The following is an 18,198-nucleotide window of genomic DNA, read 5'->3' on the forward strand; positions in this document are numbered from 1 at the left end:
TAAGCGTCGGTTTTTTTGTGACTATACTTATTCGGGCAAGTACTTAAACCCAGAATGGGAGGATACATGACTACCCAGTCTCTTCAGGATAGTGCGCTATTTCAGACCGGATATTTAGTCGATGGCGTATGGAAAACGCTCGATACCACATTTGATGTACTTAACCCGGCGACCGGGGCGGTAATAGCCCAGGTGGCAAAAGCAGGCAAGAAAGAGACCGAAGAGGCCATTGCCGCCGCAAGCCGTGCTTTCCCGGCCTGGCGTGCCAGAACGGCAAAAGAGCGCTCGACCATCCTCTATCGCTGGTATGAATTAATTATTGAAAACAAGCAGTGGCTTGGACAGCTGATGACCACCGAGCAGGGCAAACCGCTGAAAGAGGCGGAAGGGGAAGTGGAGTACGCGGCCAGCTTTATTCAGTGGTTTGCCGAGCAGGCAAAACGCGCCAATGGTGAAATCATTCCCCCTGTTAAACCCGGCTCCCGCATTCTGGCCACCCGCGAACCGGTTGGCGTGGTGGCGGCTATCACGCCGTGGAATTTCCCGATGGCGATGCTGACCCGCAAGCTGGGCCCGGCACTGGCGGCAGGCTGTACCGGTGTGATAAAACCGGCCAATAACACGCCGTTGAGCGCCTTTGCGCTGCTCACTCTGGCTAAAAAAGCGGGTGTCCCGGACGGCGTACTCAACGCAGTGGCCGGAAATACCGCTGAGATAAGCGACGCGATCATGTCCAGCCCTGAGGTGCGCAAAATCTCCTTTACCGGCTCGACGGCGGTGGGCAAAACCCTGATGCGCAATGCCGCCGAGACCATGAAAAAAGTGTCGATGGAGCTGGGCGGGAATGCGCCTTATATCGTCTTTGACGATGCCGATATCGATGCGGCGGTGAAAGGAGCCATCGCCAATAAATTCCGTAACGCGGGCCAGGTCTGCGTCAGCGTTAACCGCTTCTATATTCAGGAGTCGGTGTATGAGGCGTTTGTCAGCAAACTCGTGGCTGCCGTGAACGACTTAAAAGTGGGTAACGGTCTGGAAGAGGGGACCGTTGTCGGGCCGTTGATTGAACCCGCCGCAGTAAAAAAAGTGCGTGAACATGTGGAGGATGCGGTCGCCAAAGGAGCCACGGTGCTGGCGGGCGGCAAAGCCCATGCCCTCGGCGGCAACTTTTGGCAACCGACGGTATTGGGAAACTGTCATGAAGGGATGGCGCTTGCCAGCGAAGAGACCTTCGGACCCGTGGCGGCCTGCTTCCGTTTCACCTCCGAAGAGGAGGTAATTCAGCGTGCCAACAATACGCCGTTTGGCCTGGCTGCCTATTTCTATACTCAGAATTTGCAGCGGGTGTTCCGCGTTTCGCAAGCCATTGAGAGCGGGATGATCGGCATAAACGAGTGCGCGGTATCCACGGAGCTTGGGCCTTTCGGCGGGGTGAAAGAGTCGGGGCTGGGCCGCGAAGGGTCAGTACTGGGACTGGAGGAGTTCCTGGAAGTGAAAACCCTGCATATCGGGGGATTATAATCGACGGGGCGGCAGAAGCCGCTCACCTGGACGGGGTGGCTGGCATGAATATCTATACGTTTGATTTTGATGAAATCGACAGTCAGGAGGATTTCTACCGTGAGTTTTCACGGACCTTCGGCATAGGTCAGGAGAGGGTGACGGATCTGGACTCCCTGTGGGAAATAGTGACCAGCAGCCAGTTGCCGCTACCGCTTGAAATCGAATTCATCCATTTACCGGAAAAGCTGCGCAGACGTTTTGGGGCGCTGATCCTGCTGTTTGATGAGGCGGAAGAGGAGCTGGAAGGGCAGATTCGCTTTAACGTACGTTAGTGCGGGACATAAAAAAGCCCCTGCAAAGCAGGGGCAAGTCGTATATCAATACGACGAGGGTTTATTTGTACAGCTCAGCGGTCGCGTGCCAGTGGTCACCGGTATTCAGTTCGGTGACGCGGTAGCTGCTGGCGCCCGCCTTTTCAGCTTTTTCCGCCAGAGCCTGACGGATATCCATCGGAGAACCGGCAACCTCATTAACAGAGATACTTCCCATCGATTGCAGGCCTTGCGCCTGATCAGCGTTTACCTGGTGTACGGCTGCGCCGGCACCAAATGAGAGAACGGAAGCGAAACCAGCGGCGATGATTAATTTAGTGTTCATAGTCTTTACTCCTGGAGTGCAGGCTCAACGGCAGGAAGGGTTGTGCTGCTATTTTTATGCCTGATGCCGTTGAACAGAGATATCGGGTAGTACGGGTAATGCTCGGTACGACTTATTTGTACAGCTCAGCAGTGGCGTGCCAGTGGTCACCTGAACGCGCTTCGATAACGCGATAAGAAGAGGCACCCTGTTCCTGTGCTTTTTTGTTCAGCATCTGATTCATGTCCATCGGAGAGGTACCGATAGCACCGACGGAAACCGTACCGATAGATTCACGGGACTGGGCCTGCTCGGCGTTAATCGCATCGGCGGCAAAAGCACCGAAAGACAGGACAGACAGAATGCTTAGTGTGGCTACGGTAGTTTTGATTTTCATGATTCTCTTCCTCGTCATATTTTTTACTGGGGTCTTCGTTTCGTGACCCTCATCACAAAATCAAGTATACACTAATAACGGCAAAAATTAATACCATGCTAATTGTTTCTTGTGTAATCACGTATTAAGCAAAATGCTTTTTATAACCACATGGAATAAAAACAAGAAGATTAAGCGGAGTTCAGACGTTTATTCCTATTGAAATTAAGGGGATACGCGAATTTGATTATTCGTGCGATCTCGCGGTTTATCATTCACTGGGTGAATGCATTGGGACAGAAAAACGCACTATTTGTTAAATTACAGATAATAGATTGTAGGGAAAAACGAGGCGGGAGCAGAAGGTTCCCCGCCGCGAGTGGCAGCGGGGAAGGGGATCAGAGTTCCTGTTCGAACAGCACCAGAATGGCTTCGTAGAGATCTTTCACCGAAAAACCATTAGCCGGGGTCGTGAAGATGGTATCGTCACCGGCAATAGTGCCGAGGATACCTTCCGCTTTACCCAGCGAGTCGAGCAGGCGCGCAATCAGTTGTGCTGCACCCGGGCTGGTGTGGATCACCACCACAGCATCGTTATAGTCGATATCCAGTACCAGATTCTTCAGCGGGCTCGAGGTGGTCGGGACGCCCAGTTCGGCTGGCAGACAGTAGACCATCTCCATTTTGGCGTTGCGGGTACGCACCGCGCCGAACTTGGTTAACATGCGGGAGACTTTCGACTGGTTGATGTTTTCGAAACCCTCATCCTGGAGAGCCTGGACAATCTCCCCCTGGGAACTAAATTTTTCTTCTTTAAGCAGCGCTTTAAACGCTTTAACCAATTCTTCTTGTTTAGAAGAGATTCGCATAAATCACCCGAAATATAGCGGTAGAAACAACATTATTATGCACATGGATGAATTTTTATGCAAAATTATCTGCCCAATCTTAGGCTGAAATAATGTTATGAAAGGGAGTGATTTTATCAAAATTCGTTATCAAGGAACATGCCTGCGTCACGCCTCGCAAATAACCTTAAAAGTAAATTAAATGTTATCAAATTGATGTTGTTTTGGTGGCTGGCGAGGGTGTATTGTAACCACCTCTTGATTCGTTGCTTAGTTATCGCATAACGCCCGATAGCTTTCCGGCAGAAGCGAAAAGCGCGTGACCGCTAATTCCTGATACATCACGATTGTAATTATTGATCTGCTGAATTAAGGTCGCCGCGACGGAGTAACAGAAAGTTAGCTCACCATAATAAGGAGTTTAGGATGAAAGTCGCAGTCCTCGGCGCTGCTGGCGGTATCGGCCAGGCGCTTGCCCTACTACTGAAAACTCAGCTGCCTGCAGGCTCAGAACTCTCTCTCTACGATATCGCCCCGGTAACACCTGGTGTGGCGGTAGACCTCAGCCACATCCCGACGGCTGTTAAAATCAAAGGCTTCTCCGGTGAAGATGCTCGCCCGGCGCTCGAAGGCGCAGACGTGGTGCTGATCTCCGCAGGCGTGGCGCGTAAGCCTGGTATGGATCGTTCCGACCTGTTCAACGTGAACGCGGGTATCGTTAAGAACCTGATTCAGCAGGTTGCTACTACCTGCCCGAAAGCCTGCATCGGTATCATCACTAACCCGGTTAACACCACTGTGGCTATCGCGGCAGAAGTGCTGAAAAAAGCGGGCGTGTATGACAAGAACAAACTGTTTGGCGTGACCACGCTGGACATCATCCGCTCCAACACCTTTGTGGCGGAACTGAAAGGCAAACAGCCAACCGAGCTCGAAATCCCGGTTATCGGCGGTCACTCTGGCGTGACTATTCTGCCACTGCTGTCCCAGATCCCAGGCGTGAGCTTCACCGAGCAGGAAGTGGCTGATCTGACCAAACGTATCCAGAACGCCGGCACCGAAGTGGTGGAAGCGAAGGCGGGTGGCGGTTCTGCAACCCTCTCTATGGGCCAGGCTGCGGCACGTTTCGGTCTCTCTCTGGTTCGCGCCCTGCAGGGTGAGCAAGGCGTGGTGGAATGCGCTTACGTTGAAGGTGACGGCGAGCACGCGCGCTTCTTCTCTCAGCCGCTGCTGCTGGGTAAAAACGGTATCGAAGAGCGTAAGTCTATCGGCACCCTGAGCGCGTTTGAACAGCAGGCGATGGCTGGCATGCTGGAAACCCTGAAGAACGATATCGTTCTGGGCGAAGAGTTCGTTAACAAGTAAGCGACGCGCTTCCCGTCAGGGCAATAAAAAAACCGGAGCATGGACTCCGGTTTTTTTATGCCAGCCAACTCAGTTGGTGGCCGGGTATTCCTGAATGGTCACCTGCAGGGTCAGTTTCTTATCATCACGCATTACTTCCACCGGGATGATAGAGCCTGGCCTGATCTCCGCCACCTGATCCATGGTTTCCAGCGCCGATACGGCCGGTTTGCCGTTCACCGAGACAATCACGTCGTTAACCCTGATACCCGCTTCTGCCGCCGGGCCGCCAGGGGTCACTTCGTTCACCACAATCCCCTGGATCTGATCGATTCCGCCACCCTGAGAATGCAGCGGAGCAATCTCACGCCCGCCAATGCCAATGTAGCCGCGGATCACGCGTCCGTCGCGAATCAGCTTATCCATAATCTTGTTGGCGAGCTGGAACGGGATGGCGAAGCCGATCCCTTCGGGCGTTTCCCCGTCGTTGCTCTTATCAAACGAGAGGGTGTTGATGCCCATCAGTTCGCCCAGCGAGTTCACCAGCGCGCCGCCGGAGTTGCCATGGTTGATGGACGCGTCCGTCTGCAGGAAGTTCTGCCGTCCGGATGGATTCAGGCCGATACGCCCGGTTGCGCTGATGATCCCCTGGGTAATGGTCTGTCCGAGGTTATAGGGGTTGCCAATGGCCAGCACCACGTCGCCGATATGCGGCGTCCGCTTACGGTTGATGGGGATAACGGGCAGGCCGCCCGTGGCGTTGATTTTGAGGACTGCCAGATCCGTCAGACTGTCGGAACCCACGAGCAGTGCCTCAAAGACGCGGCCATCCTGCAGCGCCACGATGATCTGATCGGCATCGTTGATCACATGTTTGTTGGTAATAATGTAGCCGCGTTCATCCATGATCACCCCGGAGCCAAGGGTGCGGATCTCCAGCTGATTATGGCTGGTGCTGTTCAGCCCACGGTTATAGACGTTAACCACCGCAGGGGCGGCGCGGCGTACTGCCTGGTTATAACTGGCAGGCGTTTCATCTGCGCTGTCGAACTGCGGCGCAGCCAGCTGATTGAACTGACGTAAAGAGGGCATCGCGGCCAGTAACAGGCCACCTACTACCAGGCCGATGGCGACCGAACGAATGAGCTTAAAAACCATGATACGGGCGTCGTTAAAGGGAGAACGCAAGCAGCATAACATGACTTATCCGGACATCACACGGGGCGATGTCCGGACAGGCACAGGCTTAACGCAGCAGAATATAGAGCGTATCGTTACCACGCACGATCTGCAGGGCGATAACGGTAGGTTTGCTCTCCAGCACCTTGCGCATTTCGGCGATAGACTGCACGCGAACGCGGTTCACCCCGATAATCACATCGTCCTGATGAAGCCCAGCCTGCGCGGCAGGGCTGCTCTTCTCAACGCTGTCGAGAGTGATGCCTTTGGTGCCATCTTTTAACTGCCCGTCGCTTAAGGTCGCCCCCTGTAGCGCGGGAGCAATCATCTCTGCGCTGGCCGAAGAAGAGGTGCTTTTATCGAGCGTGACCTGCAGATCCAGCGGCTTCCCGTCACGCAAAATGCCGAGTTTAACCGTCGCACCCGGCTCCGTAGTGGCGATGCGCGAGCGCAGTTCGGCAAAGCTGCTTAACGGTTTATCATTCAGGCTGACAATCACGTCCCCGGATTTCACGCCCGCTTTTGCGGAACCGGAATTCGGCAACACTTCGCTGACGAAGGCGCCGCGCTGCACGTTCAGGTTGAACGCTTTCGCGATATCCGCGCTCATCTCCGTGCCTTTAATACCCAGCAGGCCACGTTTCACTTCGCCAAACTCAATCAGCTGCTGGGCCAACGTGCGGGCCATGTTGCTGGGAATGGCAAAGCCAATCCCGACGCTACCGCCGCCTGGGGCCAGAATGGCGGTGTTAATGCCAATCAGCTCGCCGTTCAGGTTCAGCAGCGCGCCGCCGGAGTTACCCCGGTTAATGGCGGCGTCGGTCTGGATAAAGTTTTCCAGCCCTTCAAGATTCAGGCCACTGCGGCCCAGCGCGGAGATAATGCCCGAGGTGGCGGTTTGGCCGAGGCCGAAGGGGTTACCCACCGCCACCGCGAAATCGCCGACGCGCAGCTTGTCGGAATCAGCAATGGCGATTTGCGTCAGGCCGGTTGGGTTTTGCAACTGCAGCAGGGCGATGTCGCTCTGATCGTCACCGCCAATCAGTTTGGCATCAAACTCCCGGCCATCATTCATCTGCACGCTGATTTTATCGGCATGGCTGATGACGTGGTTATTGGTCAGGACATAGCCTTTCGCGGCGTCGATGATGACCCCGGAGCCCAGACCTTCAAAGGGCTGTCCCTGCTGGTCAGGGGCCTCATCGCCAAAATACTTTTTCAACTCTTCCGGAATACGCTGGCTCTGCACCGCAGTGCCTTCGACCTGTACGCTCACGACGGCGGGCAGGACTTTCTCCAGCATTGGCGCCAGGCTCGGCAGGGCGGCCTCGCCGGGAACCTGCGAAGGAAGTGCGGCGGCCAGCGGATACGAGGCCGACAGGGATAAACCGATACTCAATGCTAACGCGCTCAACAGCTGATTTTTTTTGTTCATTTATGCTGGCTCTCGCAACCTGGAATGAAGGGATAACGGCCCTGAAACAGACTGATGTTATTGAATTTTAAAACGCTGAACAATGAGGTGTTTGACTAAATAATAGCTGGGGTCAGGAAGAAAGGACGGGCGCAAAGGCTGCGCCCGTAAAATTTATTTTCGATCTGCGATTAGTCGCGCTTTGCGCCACCGCGCAGCAGGCCGGAAGCCCCTTCGGAGTAGTCACGTGGCATCTGTACAGGCGCTTGATCGTTACTGGCTTCGGACTCGGCCAGACGGTTACGGAACGGATTGTTTTCCGCGCTCATCTCCGGCAGCAGGCTGCTGGAGCTTTTCGCCATGTGCTGATAAAGCTGACGGTAGTCATGCGCCATGTTGTCCAGCAGCTCGGCGCTCTGAGCAAAGTGGCTGACCAGCTCTTCACGATACTCGTCCAGTTCCGCTTTGTTCTTTTCCAGTTCGTACTGCAACGCCTGTTGCTGACGCAATTTGCGATTACCAAAACGCATGGCCACGGCGCCGATAGCGATGCCGACGACTAAACCAATTAGCGCATATTCCCAGGTCATGAACTTCTCCCGTTGTCTTGTGGTTCCGTAGGGTGTTGGCTCGGCTCCATGCCAGGGCCTGATTATGCCACTATAACCGCTATTTCCTTAGAAGTGGAATCCCGCCGCATCATCGCGTACTGTAGAACGGCCTTTTTTTCGTCAACTGAGCAATCTGACGGGTATTAATTGAAGGAATAACAATAACATTATGCAAAGTCTCTCCCCTACATCGCGTTATCAACAGGCCCTGAGCGAGGGCTCCCACCAGCCAGATGAGGTACAGCGTGAAGCGGTAAGCCGTCTGGACGGCATCTGGCATGAGCTGACGGCCCGGCCAGCCGAAGCTGCGCCTTCCGGTGGGTTAAAAGCCGCATTTGGACGGTTGTTGGGCAAGAAAGCGCCGCAGAGCGTCACGCCAGTGCGCGGCTTATATATGTGGGGGGGCGTCGGGCGCGGCAAAACCTGGCTGATGGATCTTTTTTACCAGAGCCTGCCGGGGACGCGTAAGCAGCGTCTGCACTTTCACCGCTTTATGCTGCGGGTGCATGAAGAGCTGACGGCCCTGCAGGGGCAGAGCGATCCGCTGGATATCGTTGCCGAGCGTTTTAAAGCCGAAACCGATGTGCTCTGCTTCGATGAGTTTTTTGTCTCGGATATTACCGACGCCATGCTGCTGGGCGGATTAATGAAGGCGCTCTTTGACCGGGGTATCACCCTGGTGGCGACGTCAAACATTCCGCCAGATGATCTCTACCGTAACGGCCTGCAACGTGCCCGCTTCCTGCCTGCTATCGCGGCGATTAAAGAGCATTGTCACATCATGAATGTGGATGCTGGCATCGACTACCGTCTGCGTACGCTGACCCAGGCCCATCTGTGGATTTCGCCGTTGAATGACGACACGCAACAGCAGATGGACAAGCTGTGGCTTGCGCTTGCCGGCGCGGAGCGGGGTAACGCCCCGGTGCTGGAGGTAAACCATCGTCCGCTGCAAACGCTGGGCGTCGTCAACCAGACCCTCGCCGTGTCGTTTGCCACCCTCTGTGTCGATGCCCGCAGCCAGCATGACTATATTGCGCTCTCGCGCCTGTTCCATACGGTGATGCTGTTTGAGGTGCCGGTGATGACCACCTTGATGGAGAGCGAAGCCCGACGTTTTATCGCGCTGGTGGATGAGTTCTACGAACGCCACGTCAAGCTGGTGGTGAGCGCAGCCGTGCCTTTATATGAGATCTATCAGGGGGAGCGGCTGAAGTTTGAGTTCCAGCGCTGCCTGTCGCGCCTGCAGGAGATGCAAAGCGAAGAGTATCTGAAGCGCGAGCATATGCCGTAATAAATGCCACCCTCTCCCCGTGGGAGAGGGCAACAGACCGCGCTTTTCCCGCCCCTGGAAAAACCCGCTTCAAATCACAATTAAGGGTCGATCTTTACCCCTGACTTCTCTATAATCTTGCGACCCCACGTTACAAGAAGGTTTTTTTCCCAAAACTTTCTCTGCGCCGGCATAGGCTATTCGAAGGGGTAGGTTTGCTGGACAATGTCGTGTGAACCTCAACTACTAAACGTTTGGGTGTTCACCAACGTGTAACTTATTTATTTGGGTAAGCTTTTAATGAAAACTTTTACAGCTAAACCAGAAACCGTAAAACGCGACTGGTATGTTGTTGACGCGACCGGTAAAACTCTGGGCCGTCTGGCTACCGAACTGGCTCGTCGCCTGCGCGGTAAGCACAAAGCGGAATACACTCCGCACGTCGATACCGGTGATTACATCATCGTTCTGAACGCTGACAAAGTTGCTGTAACCGGCAACAAGCGTACTGACAAAGTGTACTATCACCACACCGGCCACATCGGCGGTATCAAACAAGCGACCTTTGAAGAGATGATTGCCCGCCGTCCTGAGCGTGTGATTGAAATCGCGGTTAAAGGCATGCTGCCAAAAGGCCCGCTGGGTCGTGCTATGTACCGTAAACTGAAAGTTTACGCAGGTAACGAGCACAACCACGCGGCACAGCAACCGCAAGTTCTTGACATCTAATCGGGATTATAGGCAATGGCTGAAAATCAATACTACGGCACTGGTCGCCGCAAAAGCTCCGCCGCTCGCGTGTTCATCAAACCGGGCAGTGGTAAAATCGTAATCAACCAGCGTTCTCTGGAACAATACTTCGGTCGTGAAACTGCCCGCATGGTAGTTCGCCAGCCGCTGGAACTGGTTGATATGGTAGAAAAACTGGATCTGTACATCACCGTTAAAGGTGGTGGTATCTCCGGTCAGGCAGGTGCGATCCGTCACGGTATCACCCGCGCTCTGATGGAGTACGACGAATCCCTGCGTTCTGAACTGCGTAAAGCTGGCTTCGTTACTCGTGACGCTCGTCAGGTTGAACGTAAGAAAGTGGGTCTGCGTAAAGCACGTCGTCGTCCACAGTTCTCCAAGCGTTAATTGCTTTCTGCTTCGGCAGACAACAATTTGCGAAAAACCCGCTTCGGCGGGTTTTTTTATGGTTCATGCTCAACGCATCCACGTCCAGAGGCCCTTTCTGACCTCTTTTTCCGCATTTCCAGAATACCCTCACCACAAAGGTCGCAAAATCTGGTAAACTATCATCCACTTTTCTGCCCAAATAATGGTGAATGCTCGATTTTTGTTCTCTTTTTGAACAAGAGTAGAAATTCCCTGGGATGGGCAACAAAACATCTGGCTGGCCTGTATGGCCGGTAGCAGTAAAAATTCTGAATATACCTGGAGGTTTTCATGGCTGTCGCTGCCAACAAACGTTCGGTAATGACGCTGTTTTCTGGTCCTACTGACATTTATAGCCATCAGGTTCGTATCGTGCTGGCCGAGAAGGGTGTCAGTTTTGAGATCGAGCATGTGGAAAAGGATAACCCGCCTCAGGATCTTATTGATCTCAACCCAAGCCAGAGCGTACCAACGCTGGTGGATCGTGAGCTGACCCTGTGGGAATCCCGTATCATTATGGAATATCTGGATGAGCGTTTCCCGCATCCGCCGCTGATGCCGGTCTATCCGGTTGCGCGTGGGGAAAGCCGTCTGTACATGCAGCGTATCGAGAAAGACTGGTATACGCTGATGAACGTCATTGCGAACGGTTCCTCTTCGGAAGCCGATGCTGCGCGTAAACAGCTGCGTGAAGAGCTGCTGGCGATCGCACCGGTGTTCGGTCAGCGTCCGTTCTTCCTGAGCGATGAGTTCAGCCTGGTGGATTGCTACCTGGCTCCGCTGCTGTGGCGTTTGCCAACTCTGGGTGTTGAATTCAGCGGTCCTGGCGCGAAAGAGCTCAAAGGCTACATGACGCGCGTATTTGAACGCGACTCCTTCCTTGCTTCTCTGACTGAAGCTGAACGTGAAATGCGTCTCGGCCGGGGTTAATCATTGTGGAAATGTCACAGCTTTCTCCGCGCCGTCCGTATCTGCTGCGTGCCTTCTATGAATGGCTGCTGGATAACCAGCTCACGCCGCACCTGGTAGTGGATGTGACGTTACCGGGCGTGCAGGTTCCTATGGAATATGCACGTGACGGGCAAATTGTGTTGAACATTGCGCCGCGCGCGGTGGGTGGTCTTGAGCTGGCGAACGACGAAGTTCGCTTCAACGCCCGCTTTGGCGGCGTTCCGCGTCAGGTTTCTGTGCCGCTGGCCGCTGTACTGGCTATTTACGCACGGGAAAACGGCGCGGGCACCATGTTTGAGCCGGAAGCGGCTTATGATGAAGACGTTGCCAGCCTCAATGATGAACATGGCGCGACCGAGAGTGAAAGCGAACCGGTCATGTCGATTATCGATGGCGATAAGCCCGATCACGATGATGATCCAGACGACACGCCGCCACCACGCGGTGGGCGTCCATCGCTTCGCGTTGTGAAATAAAAAAGGGCCTGATGGCCCTTTTTTTTGTCCCGTAAACCCCTCTTTAACGGTTCGGCGGGAGTCAATCCCGCCGGGCCTGTTTACACTTCGAGGTAGTTCATGATGCCGTCAGCCGCTTTACGGCCTTCGGCAATGGCGGTCACCACCAGGTCTGAACCGCGAACGATATCGCCACCGGCGAAGATTTTCGGGTTGCTGGTCTGGAAGGCGTTGTCGCTGCCTTCCGGGGCGATGATGCGGCCCTGAGAATCCAGCTCGACGCTGTGTTTCGCCAGCCACTCCATGCTGTGTGGACGGAAACCAAATGCCATCACCACCGCATCAGCCGGGATCACAAACTCAGAACCGGCCACAATCTCGGCGCGGCGACGGCCTTTGGCATCTGGCGCACCCATCTCGGTACGCGCCATCTTCACGCCACTCACCCTACCGTTGGCATTCACTTCAATACCCAGTGGCTGGATGTTGAACTGGAATTCCACGCCCTCTTCACGCGCGTTTTTCACTTCGCGTTTAGAGCCCGGCATGTTCTCTTCATCACGACGGTAGGCACAGATAACGTGTGCCGCATTCTGACGAATGGAGGTACGCACGCAGTCCATCGCGGTATCGCCCCCACCCAGCACCACAACGCGCTTGCCTTCCATGCTCACAAACGGCTCGTCGGCGGTTTCGCCATAGCCCATCAGCTGCTTGGTGTTGGCAATCAGGAACGGCAGCGCGTCGTATACGCCTGGCGCCTCTTCGTTCTCCAGCCCGCCACGCATCGACTGATAGGTGCCCACGCCCAGGAACACGGCGTCGTAATCTTTCAGCAGATCGTCGAGCTGCACGTCACGGCCCACTTCGGTATTGAGTTTGAACTCAATGCCCATACCGGTGAAGATTTCACGGCGGCGGGTCATCACCTCTTTTTCCAGTTTGAAGGCCGGGATGCCGAAGGTCAGCAGACCGCCGATCTCCGGATGACGGTCAAACACCACCGCTTTCACGCCGTTGCGGGTCAGCACGTCGGCACAGGCCAGCCCTGCCGGACCGGCACCGATGATCGCCACGCGTTTGTCAGTCTGACGTACGCCGGTCATGTCCGGGCGCCAGCCCATCTCAAACGCTTTGTCGTTGATATAGCGTTCGATATTACCGATGGTCACCGCACCGAACTCGTCGTTCAGGGTGCAGGAACCTTCACACAGACGGTCCTGAGGGCAGACGCGGCCGCACACTTCCGGCAGGGTGTTGGTCTGGTGAGAGAGCTCGGCGGCCTCAAAAATACGTCCTTCGTTAGCCAGCTTCAGCCAGTTCGGGATGTAGTTATGCACCGGACATTTCCACTCGCAGTACGGGTTGCCGCAGGAGAGGCAACGGTCTGCCTGTGCTTTGGCCTGGCCTTCGGAAAACGGCTCATAAATTTCAACAAATTCAATTTTACGGATCTTCAGCGGCTTCTTCGGCGGATCCACACGCTGCAGGTCGATAAACTGGTAAACATTCTGGCTCATCTGAATTCCTTACTGCGCCTGCACACGCAGCTCTGCTGCGCTACGACTACGGTGACCCAACAGGGCTTTAACATCGCTGGACTTCGGTTTAACCAGCGCGAATTTCGCAGAGAACGCCGGCCAGTTCGCCAGGATCTCTTCGCCGCGTACGGAACCGGTATGATGCACGTGCTCGGTAATCAGACCACGCAGGTGCTCCTCGTGGATCGCCAGGCTATCAACCTCCAGCACTTCCACCAGTTCCGGGTTCACGCGTTTGCGGAACTCACCGTCTTCATCCAGTACATAGGCGAAACCACCGGTCATACCTGCACCGAAGTTAACGCCCGTTTTGCCCAGTACGCAGACAATCCCGCCGGTCATGTATTCACAGCCGTTATCGCCGATACCTTCCACCACGGTGATGGCACCGGAGTTACGTACCGCAAAACGCTCACCCGCACGGCCTGCTGCAAACAGACGACCGCCGGTAGCACCGTACAGACAGGTGTTGCCGATGATGCTCGCATCACAGCTGCGGAAGGCAGAGCCCACCGGAGGACGTACCGCCAGCAGACCGCCCGCCATGCCTTTACCAACGTAGTCGTTGGCATCGCCTGTCAGGTACAGCTCAACGCCGCCTGCGTTCCAGACGCCGAAGCTCTGGCCCGCGGTACCGCTGAAGTGCGCGATAATCGGATCGGCAGCCAGGCCTTGATCGCCGTGCGTCTGCGCGATATAGCCAGAGAGCGACGCGCCTACGGAACGGTCGGTGTTGCGAATATCAAACCAGAAGGTTTTGCTCTGCTTCTCATCCACAAACGGCTTCGCCTGCTGCAACAGCTGCGCGTTCAGCACGCCATTGTCGAACGGCGGGTTGTTCTCGGTGCAGTAGACCGCTTTGCCCGGATGCGGCTCAGCCGTTTCCAGCAGGCGGGAGAGCTTCAGGTTCTGCTGTTTAGCCGTGAACCCGTCCAGCTCTTTCAGCAGGTCGGTACGGCCAATCAGATCCACCAGACGCGTCACGCCCAGCTGCGCCATCAGCTCGCGGGTTTCGCGGGCGATGAAGTCAAAGTAGTTGGTCACTTTGAACGGCAGACCGTGATAGTGGTTCTTACGCAGCTTCTCGTCCTGGGTAGCAACACCGGTTGCGCAGTTGTTCAGGTGACAAATACGCAGGTATTTACAGCCCAGCGCCACCATCGGGCCGGTACCGAAACCAAAGCTTTCCGCACCCAGAATCGCCGCTTTAATGATGTCGAGGCCGGTTTTCAGGCCGCCATCCACCTGCAGACGGATCTTGTGGCGCAGGCCGTTAGCCACCAGCGCCTGCTGGGTTTCCACCAGGCCCAGCTCCCACGGACAGCCCGCATACTTCACGGAGGAGAGCGGGCTTGCGCCGGTACCACCGTCATAACCGGCGATGGTGATGAGATCCGCATAGGCTTTTGCCACGCCGGTGGCGATGGTGCCGACACCCGGTTCGGAAACCAGCTTCACGGAGATCATCGCTTTCGGGTTGACCTGTTTCAGGTCGAAAATCAGCTGCGCTAAGTCCTCGATAGAGTAGATATCGTGGTGCGGCGGCGGGGAGATCAGCGTCACGCCCGGTACCGAGTAGCGCAGTTTGGAGATGTACGGGGTCACTTTGTCACCCGGTAACTGGCCGCCTTCGCCCGGTTTTGCACCCTGAGCGACTTTAATCTGAATCACATCGGCGTTGACCAGGTACGCTGGGGTCACACCGAAGCGACCGGACGCAACCTGCTTGATACGCGACACTTTATTGGTGCCGTAGCGCGCCGGATCTTCACCGCCTTCGCCGGAGTTAGAGTTGCCGCCGATGCTGTTCATCGCCTCAGCCAGCGCCTCGTGGGCTTCCGGGCTCAGCGCACCGATGGACATCGCAGCGGTATCGAAGCGTTTGAACAGTTCAGACGCAGGCTCTACGTCGTCGATGCTCACCGCCTCGTCACCCGGGTTCAGCGCCAGCAGGTCACGCAGCGTGGCCGCCGGGCGGTTGTTTACCAGCTCAGCATATTGCTGATAATCGCTGTACTCGCCGCTCTGGACAGCCTGTTGCAGGGTACGCACCACGTCCGGGTTATAGGCGTGATATTCGCCGCCGTGCACGTACTTCAGCTGTCCGCCCTGATCCAGCGGCTTACGTGCCAGCCAGGCGCGTTTGGAGAGGTTCAGCAGATCCTGCTGGAAGTCGCTGAAGCCCGCCCCGCCGATACGGCTGATCACACCCTGGAAGCAGAGATCGGCGACATCATCATGTAGACCGACCGCTTCGAACAGCTTCGAGCAGCGGTAAGAGGCGATGGTCGAGATGCCCATTTTGGACATGATCTTGTACAGACCTTTGTTGATGCCGTTACGGTAGTTCAGCATCACGGTACGGTAATCTTTTTCGATGGCGTTGGTGTCGACCAGTTTTGCCAGCGTTTCGTAGGCCAGGTACGGGTAGATCGCCGTCGCACCAAAGCCCAGCAGCACGGCAAAGTGGTGCGGGTCGCGCGCACTTGCGGTCTCAACAATGATGTTGGCGTCGCAGCGCAGGCTCTTCTCCACCAGGCGGGTCTGGATTGCCCCCACCGCCATAGGCGCCGGAACCGGCAGACGGTTCTTCGCGATATTACGGTCGGACAGCACCAGCAGAACGGTACCGTTACGCACCATCTGTTCGGCCTTATCGCACAGCGCTTTCACCGTCTCTTCGAGGTTCGCTTCGGTCACGTCGAAGGTGATATCGAGCGTGTCGGCGCGGTAGTGCTCCTCTTGCATGGTGGTCAGCTGGGTAAAATCGGAGTAGAGCAGAATCGGCGATTTAAAGGTCAGACGGTGCGCCTGGCCTTCGGCTTCGCAGAAGACATTCATCTCACGACCGATGCTGGTCGCCAGCGACATTACGTGGGCTTCACGCAGCGGGTCGATCGGCGGGTTGGTCACCTGCGCGAACTGCTGACGGAAGTAGTCGTAAATAATGCGTGGCTGGCTGGAGAGCACGGCAAACGGGGTATCGTCACCCATAGAGCCGACCGCTTCCTGGCCGTTTTCACCCAGTACGCGGATAACGGAGTCCAGCTCTTCCGCGCTGTAGTTAAACTGTTTCTGGTAGCTGGCGAGGGTATCGTCATCCAGCTCGCGGCTGCCCACGTCGTTATCTGGCAGATCTTCGAACGGCACCAGACGGCGGACGTTTTTCTCCATCCACTCTTTATACGGGTGACGGCTCTTCAGATCGTTGTCGGTTTCCGCGGAGTGCAGGATGCGGCCGCCACGGGTGTCGATGACCATCAGCTCGCCAGGGCCAACGCGGCCTTTTTCCACCACTTCGTCAGGCTGGTAATCCCAGATGCCCACTTCGGAGGCACAGGTGATCAGCTTGTCTTTGGTGATGACGTAGCGCGCCGGACGCAGACCGTTACGGTCGAGGTTACAGGCAGCAAAACGACCGTCGGACATGACGATACCGGCCGGGCCATCCCACGGCTCCATGTGCATGGAGTTAAAGTCGAAGAAGGCGCGCAGCTCCGGATCCATATCCGGGTTGTTCTGCCAGGCTGGTGGCACGAGCAGGCGCATGGCACGGACGATATCCATCCCGCCGGCGAGCAGCAGCTCCAGCATGTTATCCATGGAGCTGGAGTCCGAGCCGGTTTCGTTAACGAACGGCGCGGCATCGTGCAGATCCGGGATCAGCGGGGTCTGGAATTTATAGGTACGGGCGCGGGCCCACTGGCGGTTACCGGTAATGGTGTTGATCTCGCCGTTGTGCGCCAGATAGCGGAACGGCTGAGCCAGCGGCCAGCGAGGTACGGTGTTGGTGGAGAAGCGCTGGTGGAACAGGCAAATGGCCGATTCCAGACGCAGGTCCGCCAGGTCCAGGTAGAAGCGCGGCAGGTCAGCCGGCATACACAGACCTTTATAGATGTTCACCAGGTTCGAGAGGCTACAAACGTAGAACTCTTTATCGTCCTGGAGACGTTTTTCAATGCGGCGGCGGGCGATAAACAGGCGGCGTTCCATATCACGCGGACGCCAGCCCGCAGGCGCGTTGACAAAGATTTGCTCGATACGAGGCAGCGAGGAGAGGGCGATTTCACCGAGCACCCCTTCGTTGGTTGGCACATCGCGCCAGCCGACAATAGAGAGGGTTTCACGTTGAAGTTCTTCTTCGACGATGCGGCGTGATACGGCGGCTTTTTCAGCGTCCTGATTCAGGAACAGCATGCCGACAGCGTAGTTTTTGGCTAAACGCCAGCCGCGCTCTTCCGCCACGATACGGAAGAAACGATCCGGTTTTTGCAGCAGCAGACCGCAACCGTCGCCGGTTTTACCATCCGCAAGGATAGCGCCACGGTGCTGCATACGGGCCAGTGCGTGTATAGCGGTACGCACTACCTTGTGGCTAGGTTCGCCTTCTATGTGGGCGATCAGGCCGAAACCACAGTTATCCTTCTCAAGGGATTTATCGTACAACATATCAGTGAACCTCCCCAGGCTCGTCGGGCTTCCCACTGAACCGTGGCGCACAGGCACAGAAAGAGCATGGCGACGGGGTTTGCGCTTCATACGCGTACCTCGCATTCGCCCTCTTAATATCCTTTTCGCGCAGGTAAACAAGTTTGAGGACTTGCTTCAGAGGGAATCTCAATTACTGCATAAATATGATGAGCAGGCTGCTCATCCAGAAAGCTTCCAGCGGATTTCCAACTTATCGGGAATCTGTACACAGGTCAAATGGCAATCTTATTTATCCAAATATGTGCTACAGTAAGGTTAATTATTTGATTCATATAGATATTTAACTGCTTTCACATCACTGTAACCTTGCTGTGGGCTTTTGGGGAGTGTGATCTGACTCACTATATGAAAGCGGTATTATCGCTGTAGCATGCTAAATAGTGCGATTTAAGCAGGATTAAATGCTGCCATGCCAGAA

Annotated in this window: 16 protein-coding genes; 8 read left to right on the plus strand and 8 right to left on the minus strand. The window is 55.6% G+C overall.

Annotated features, from left to right (window positions below; genetic code table 11):
- Positions 1-66 precede the first annotated feature (66 nt).
- Both DVA44_RS02475 and DVA44_RS02480 read left to right on the plus strand, forming a co-directional pair.
- The gene (locus tag DVA44_RS02475) at positions 67-1,521 is read left to right on the plus strand and encodes an NAD-dependent succinate-semialdehyde dehydrogenase (RefSeq protein ID WP_114385650.1); all 1,455 of its coding nucleotides are present in this window, start codon (positions 67-69) and stop codon (positions 1,519-1,521) included.
- 44 nt (positions 1,522-1,565) lie between these two features.
- On the plus strand, positions 1,566-1,835 hold the full coding sequence (locus DVA44_RS02480; RefSeq protein WP_103824955.1) for a barstar family protein: 270 nt from the start codon (positions 1,566-1,568) through the stop codon (positions 1,833-1,835).
- Positions 1,836-1,896: 61 nt separating this feature from the next.
- On the opposite strand, the gene yhcN (DVA44_RS02485) is transcribed toward DVA44_RS02480, so the two are convergent.
- The 3 genes from yhcN (DVA44_RS02485) to argR all read right to left on the minus strand — a co-directional run bounded on the left by yhcN (DVA44_RS02485) (position 1,897) and on the right by argR (position 3,384).
- The gene (gene yhcN, locus DVA44_RS02485) at positions 1,897-2,160 is read right to left on the minus strand and encodes a peroxide/acid stress response protein YhcN (RefSeq protein WP_103824954.1); all 264 of its coding nucleotides are present in this window, start codon (positions 2,158-2,160) and stop codon (positions 1,897-1,899) included.
- A 112-nt stretch (positions 2,161-2,272) separates the two neighbouring features.
- Positions 2,273-2,536, minus strand: a complete 264-nt coding sequence (yhcN, locus tag DVA44_RS02490) for a peroxide/acid stress response protein YhcN (RefSeq protein ID WP_114385651.1) — start codon at positions 2,534-2,536, stop codon at positions 2,273-2,275.
- Between the two features lie 377 nt (positions 2,537-2,913).
- The gene (gene argR, locus DVA44_RS02495; protein WP_103824952.1) at positions 2,914-3,384 is read right to left on the minus strand and encodes a transcriptional regulator ArgR; all 471 of its coding nucleotides are present in this window, start codon (positions 3,382-3,384) and stop codon (positions 2,914-2,916) included.
- Positions 3,385-3,789: 405 nt separating this feature from the next.
- On the opposite strand from argR, the gene mdh reads away from it, so the two are divergent.
- Positions 3,790-4,728 (plus strand): malate dehydrogenase, encoded by a 939-nt coding sequence (gene mdh, locus DVA44_RS02500; protein ID WP_114385652.1) that lies wholly within the window; start codon positions 3,790-3,792, stop codon positions 4,726-4,728.
- Positions 4,729-4,797: 69 nt separating this feature from the next.
- Here the strand turns inward: mdh and degS are convergent, their stop codons facing one another.
- The 3 genes from degS to zapG all read right to left on the minus strand — a co-directional run bounded on the left by degS (position 4,798) and on the right by zapG (position 7,890).
- Positions 4,798-5,865: an outer membrane-stress sensor serine endopeptidase DegS gene (degS, locus tag DVA44_RS02505; protein ID WP_103180994.1), complete on the minus strand. Its 1,068-nt coding sequence runs from the start codon at positions 5,863-5,865 to the stop codon at positions 4,798-4,800.
- 88 nt (positions 5,866-5,953) lie between these two features.
- Positions 5,954-7,321: a serine endoprotease DegQ gene (gene degQ, locus DVA44_RS02510; RefSeq protein ID WP_114385653.1), complete on the minus strand. Its 1,368-nt coding sequence runs from the start codon at positions 7,319-7,321 to the stop codon at positions 5,954-5,956.
- Positions 7,322-7,491: 170 nt separating this feature from the next.
- Positions 7,492-7,890, minus strand: a complete 399-nt coding sequence (zapG, locus tag DVA44_RS02515) for a Z-ring associated protein ZapG (RefSeq protein WP_103177216.1) — start codon at positions 7,888-7,890, stop codon at positions 7,492-7,494.
- A 190-nt stretch (positions 7,891-8,080) separates the two neighbouring features.
- On the opposite strand from zapG, the gene zapE reads away from it, so the two are divergent.
- From zapE to sspB, 5 genes are all read left to right on the plus strand, one after another.
- Positions 8,081-9,205, plus strand: a complete 1,125-nt coding sequence (gene zapE, locus DVA44_RS02520) for a cell division protein ZapE (protein WP_114385654.1) — start codon at positions 8,081-8,083, stop codon at positions 9,203-9,205.
- Positions 9,206-9,484: 279 nt separating this feature from the next.
- A complete protein-coding gene (gene rplM / locus DVA44_RS02525; RefSeq protein WP_024551131.1) occupies positions 9,485-9,913 on the plus strand; it encodes a 50S ribosomal protein L13 in 429 nt (142 codons plus the stop codon).
- A 15-nt stretch (positions 9,914-9,928) separates the two neighbouring features.
- Positions 9,929-10,321 (plus strand): 30S ribosomal protein S9, encoded by a 393-nt coding sequence (rpsI, locus tag DVA44_RS02530; RefSeq protein ID WP_003860436.1) that lies wholly within the window; start codon positions 9,929-9,931, stop codon positions 10,319-10,321.
- 312 nt (positions 10,322-10,633) lie between these two features.
- Positions 10,634-11,272, plus strand: a complete 639-nt coding sequence (gene sspA, locus DVA44_RS02535) for a stringent starvation protein SspA (protein WP_103177214.1) — start codon at positions 10,634-10,636, stop codon at positions 11,270-11,272.
- A 5-nt stretch (positions 11,273-11,277) separates the two neighbouring features.
- On the plus strand, positions 11,278-11,769 hold the full coding sequence (gene sspB / locus DVA44_RS02540; protein ID WP_114316573.1) for a ClpXP protease specificity-enhancing factor: 492 nt from the start codon (positions 11,278-11,280) through the stop codon (positions 11,767-11,769).
- Positions 11,770-11,849: 80 nt separating this feature from the next.
- Here sspB and gltD read toward each other — a convergent pair whose 3' ends face one another.
- Entirely contained in the window at positions 11,850-13,268 is a 1,419-nt protein-coding gene (gene gltD, locus DVA44_RS02545) for a glutamate synthase subunit GltD (RefSeq protein ID WP_114385655.1), read from the minus strand.
- A gap of 9 nt (positions 13,269-13,277) precedes the next feature.
- A complete protein-coding gene (gltB, locus tag DVA44_RS02550) occupies positions 13,278-17,738 on the minus strand; it encodes a glutamate synthase large subunit (RefSeq protein ID WP_139157120.1) in 4,461 nt (1,486 codons plus the stop codon).
- Positions 17,739-18,198: the final 460 nt, after the last annotated feature.

The organism is Leclercia sp. W17 (assembly GCF_003336325.1).
In the GTDB taxonomy this organism is placed as follows: domain Bacteria; phylum Pseudomonadota; class Gammaproteobacteria; order Enterobacterales; family Enterobacteriaceae; genus Enterobacter.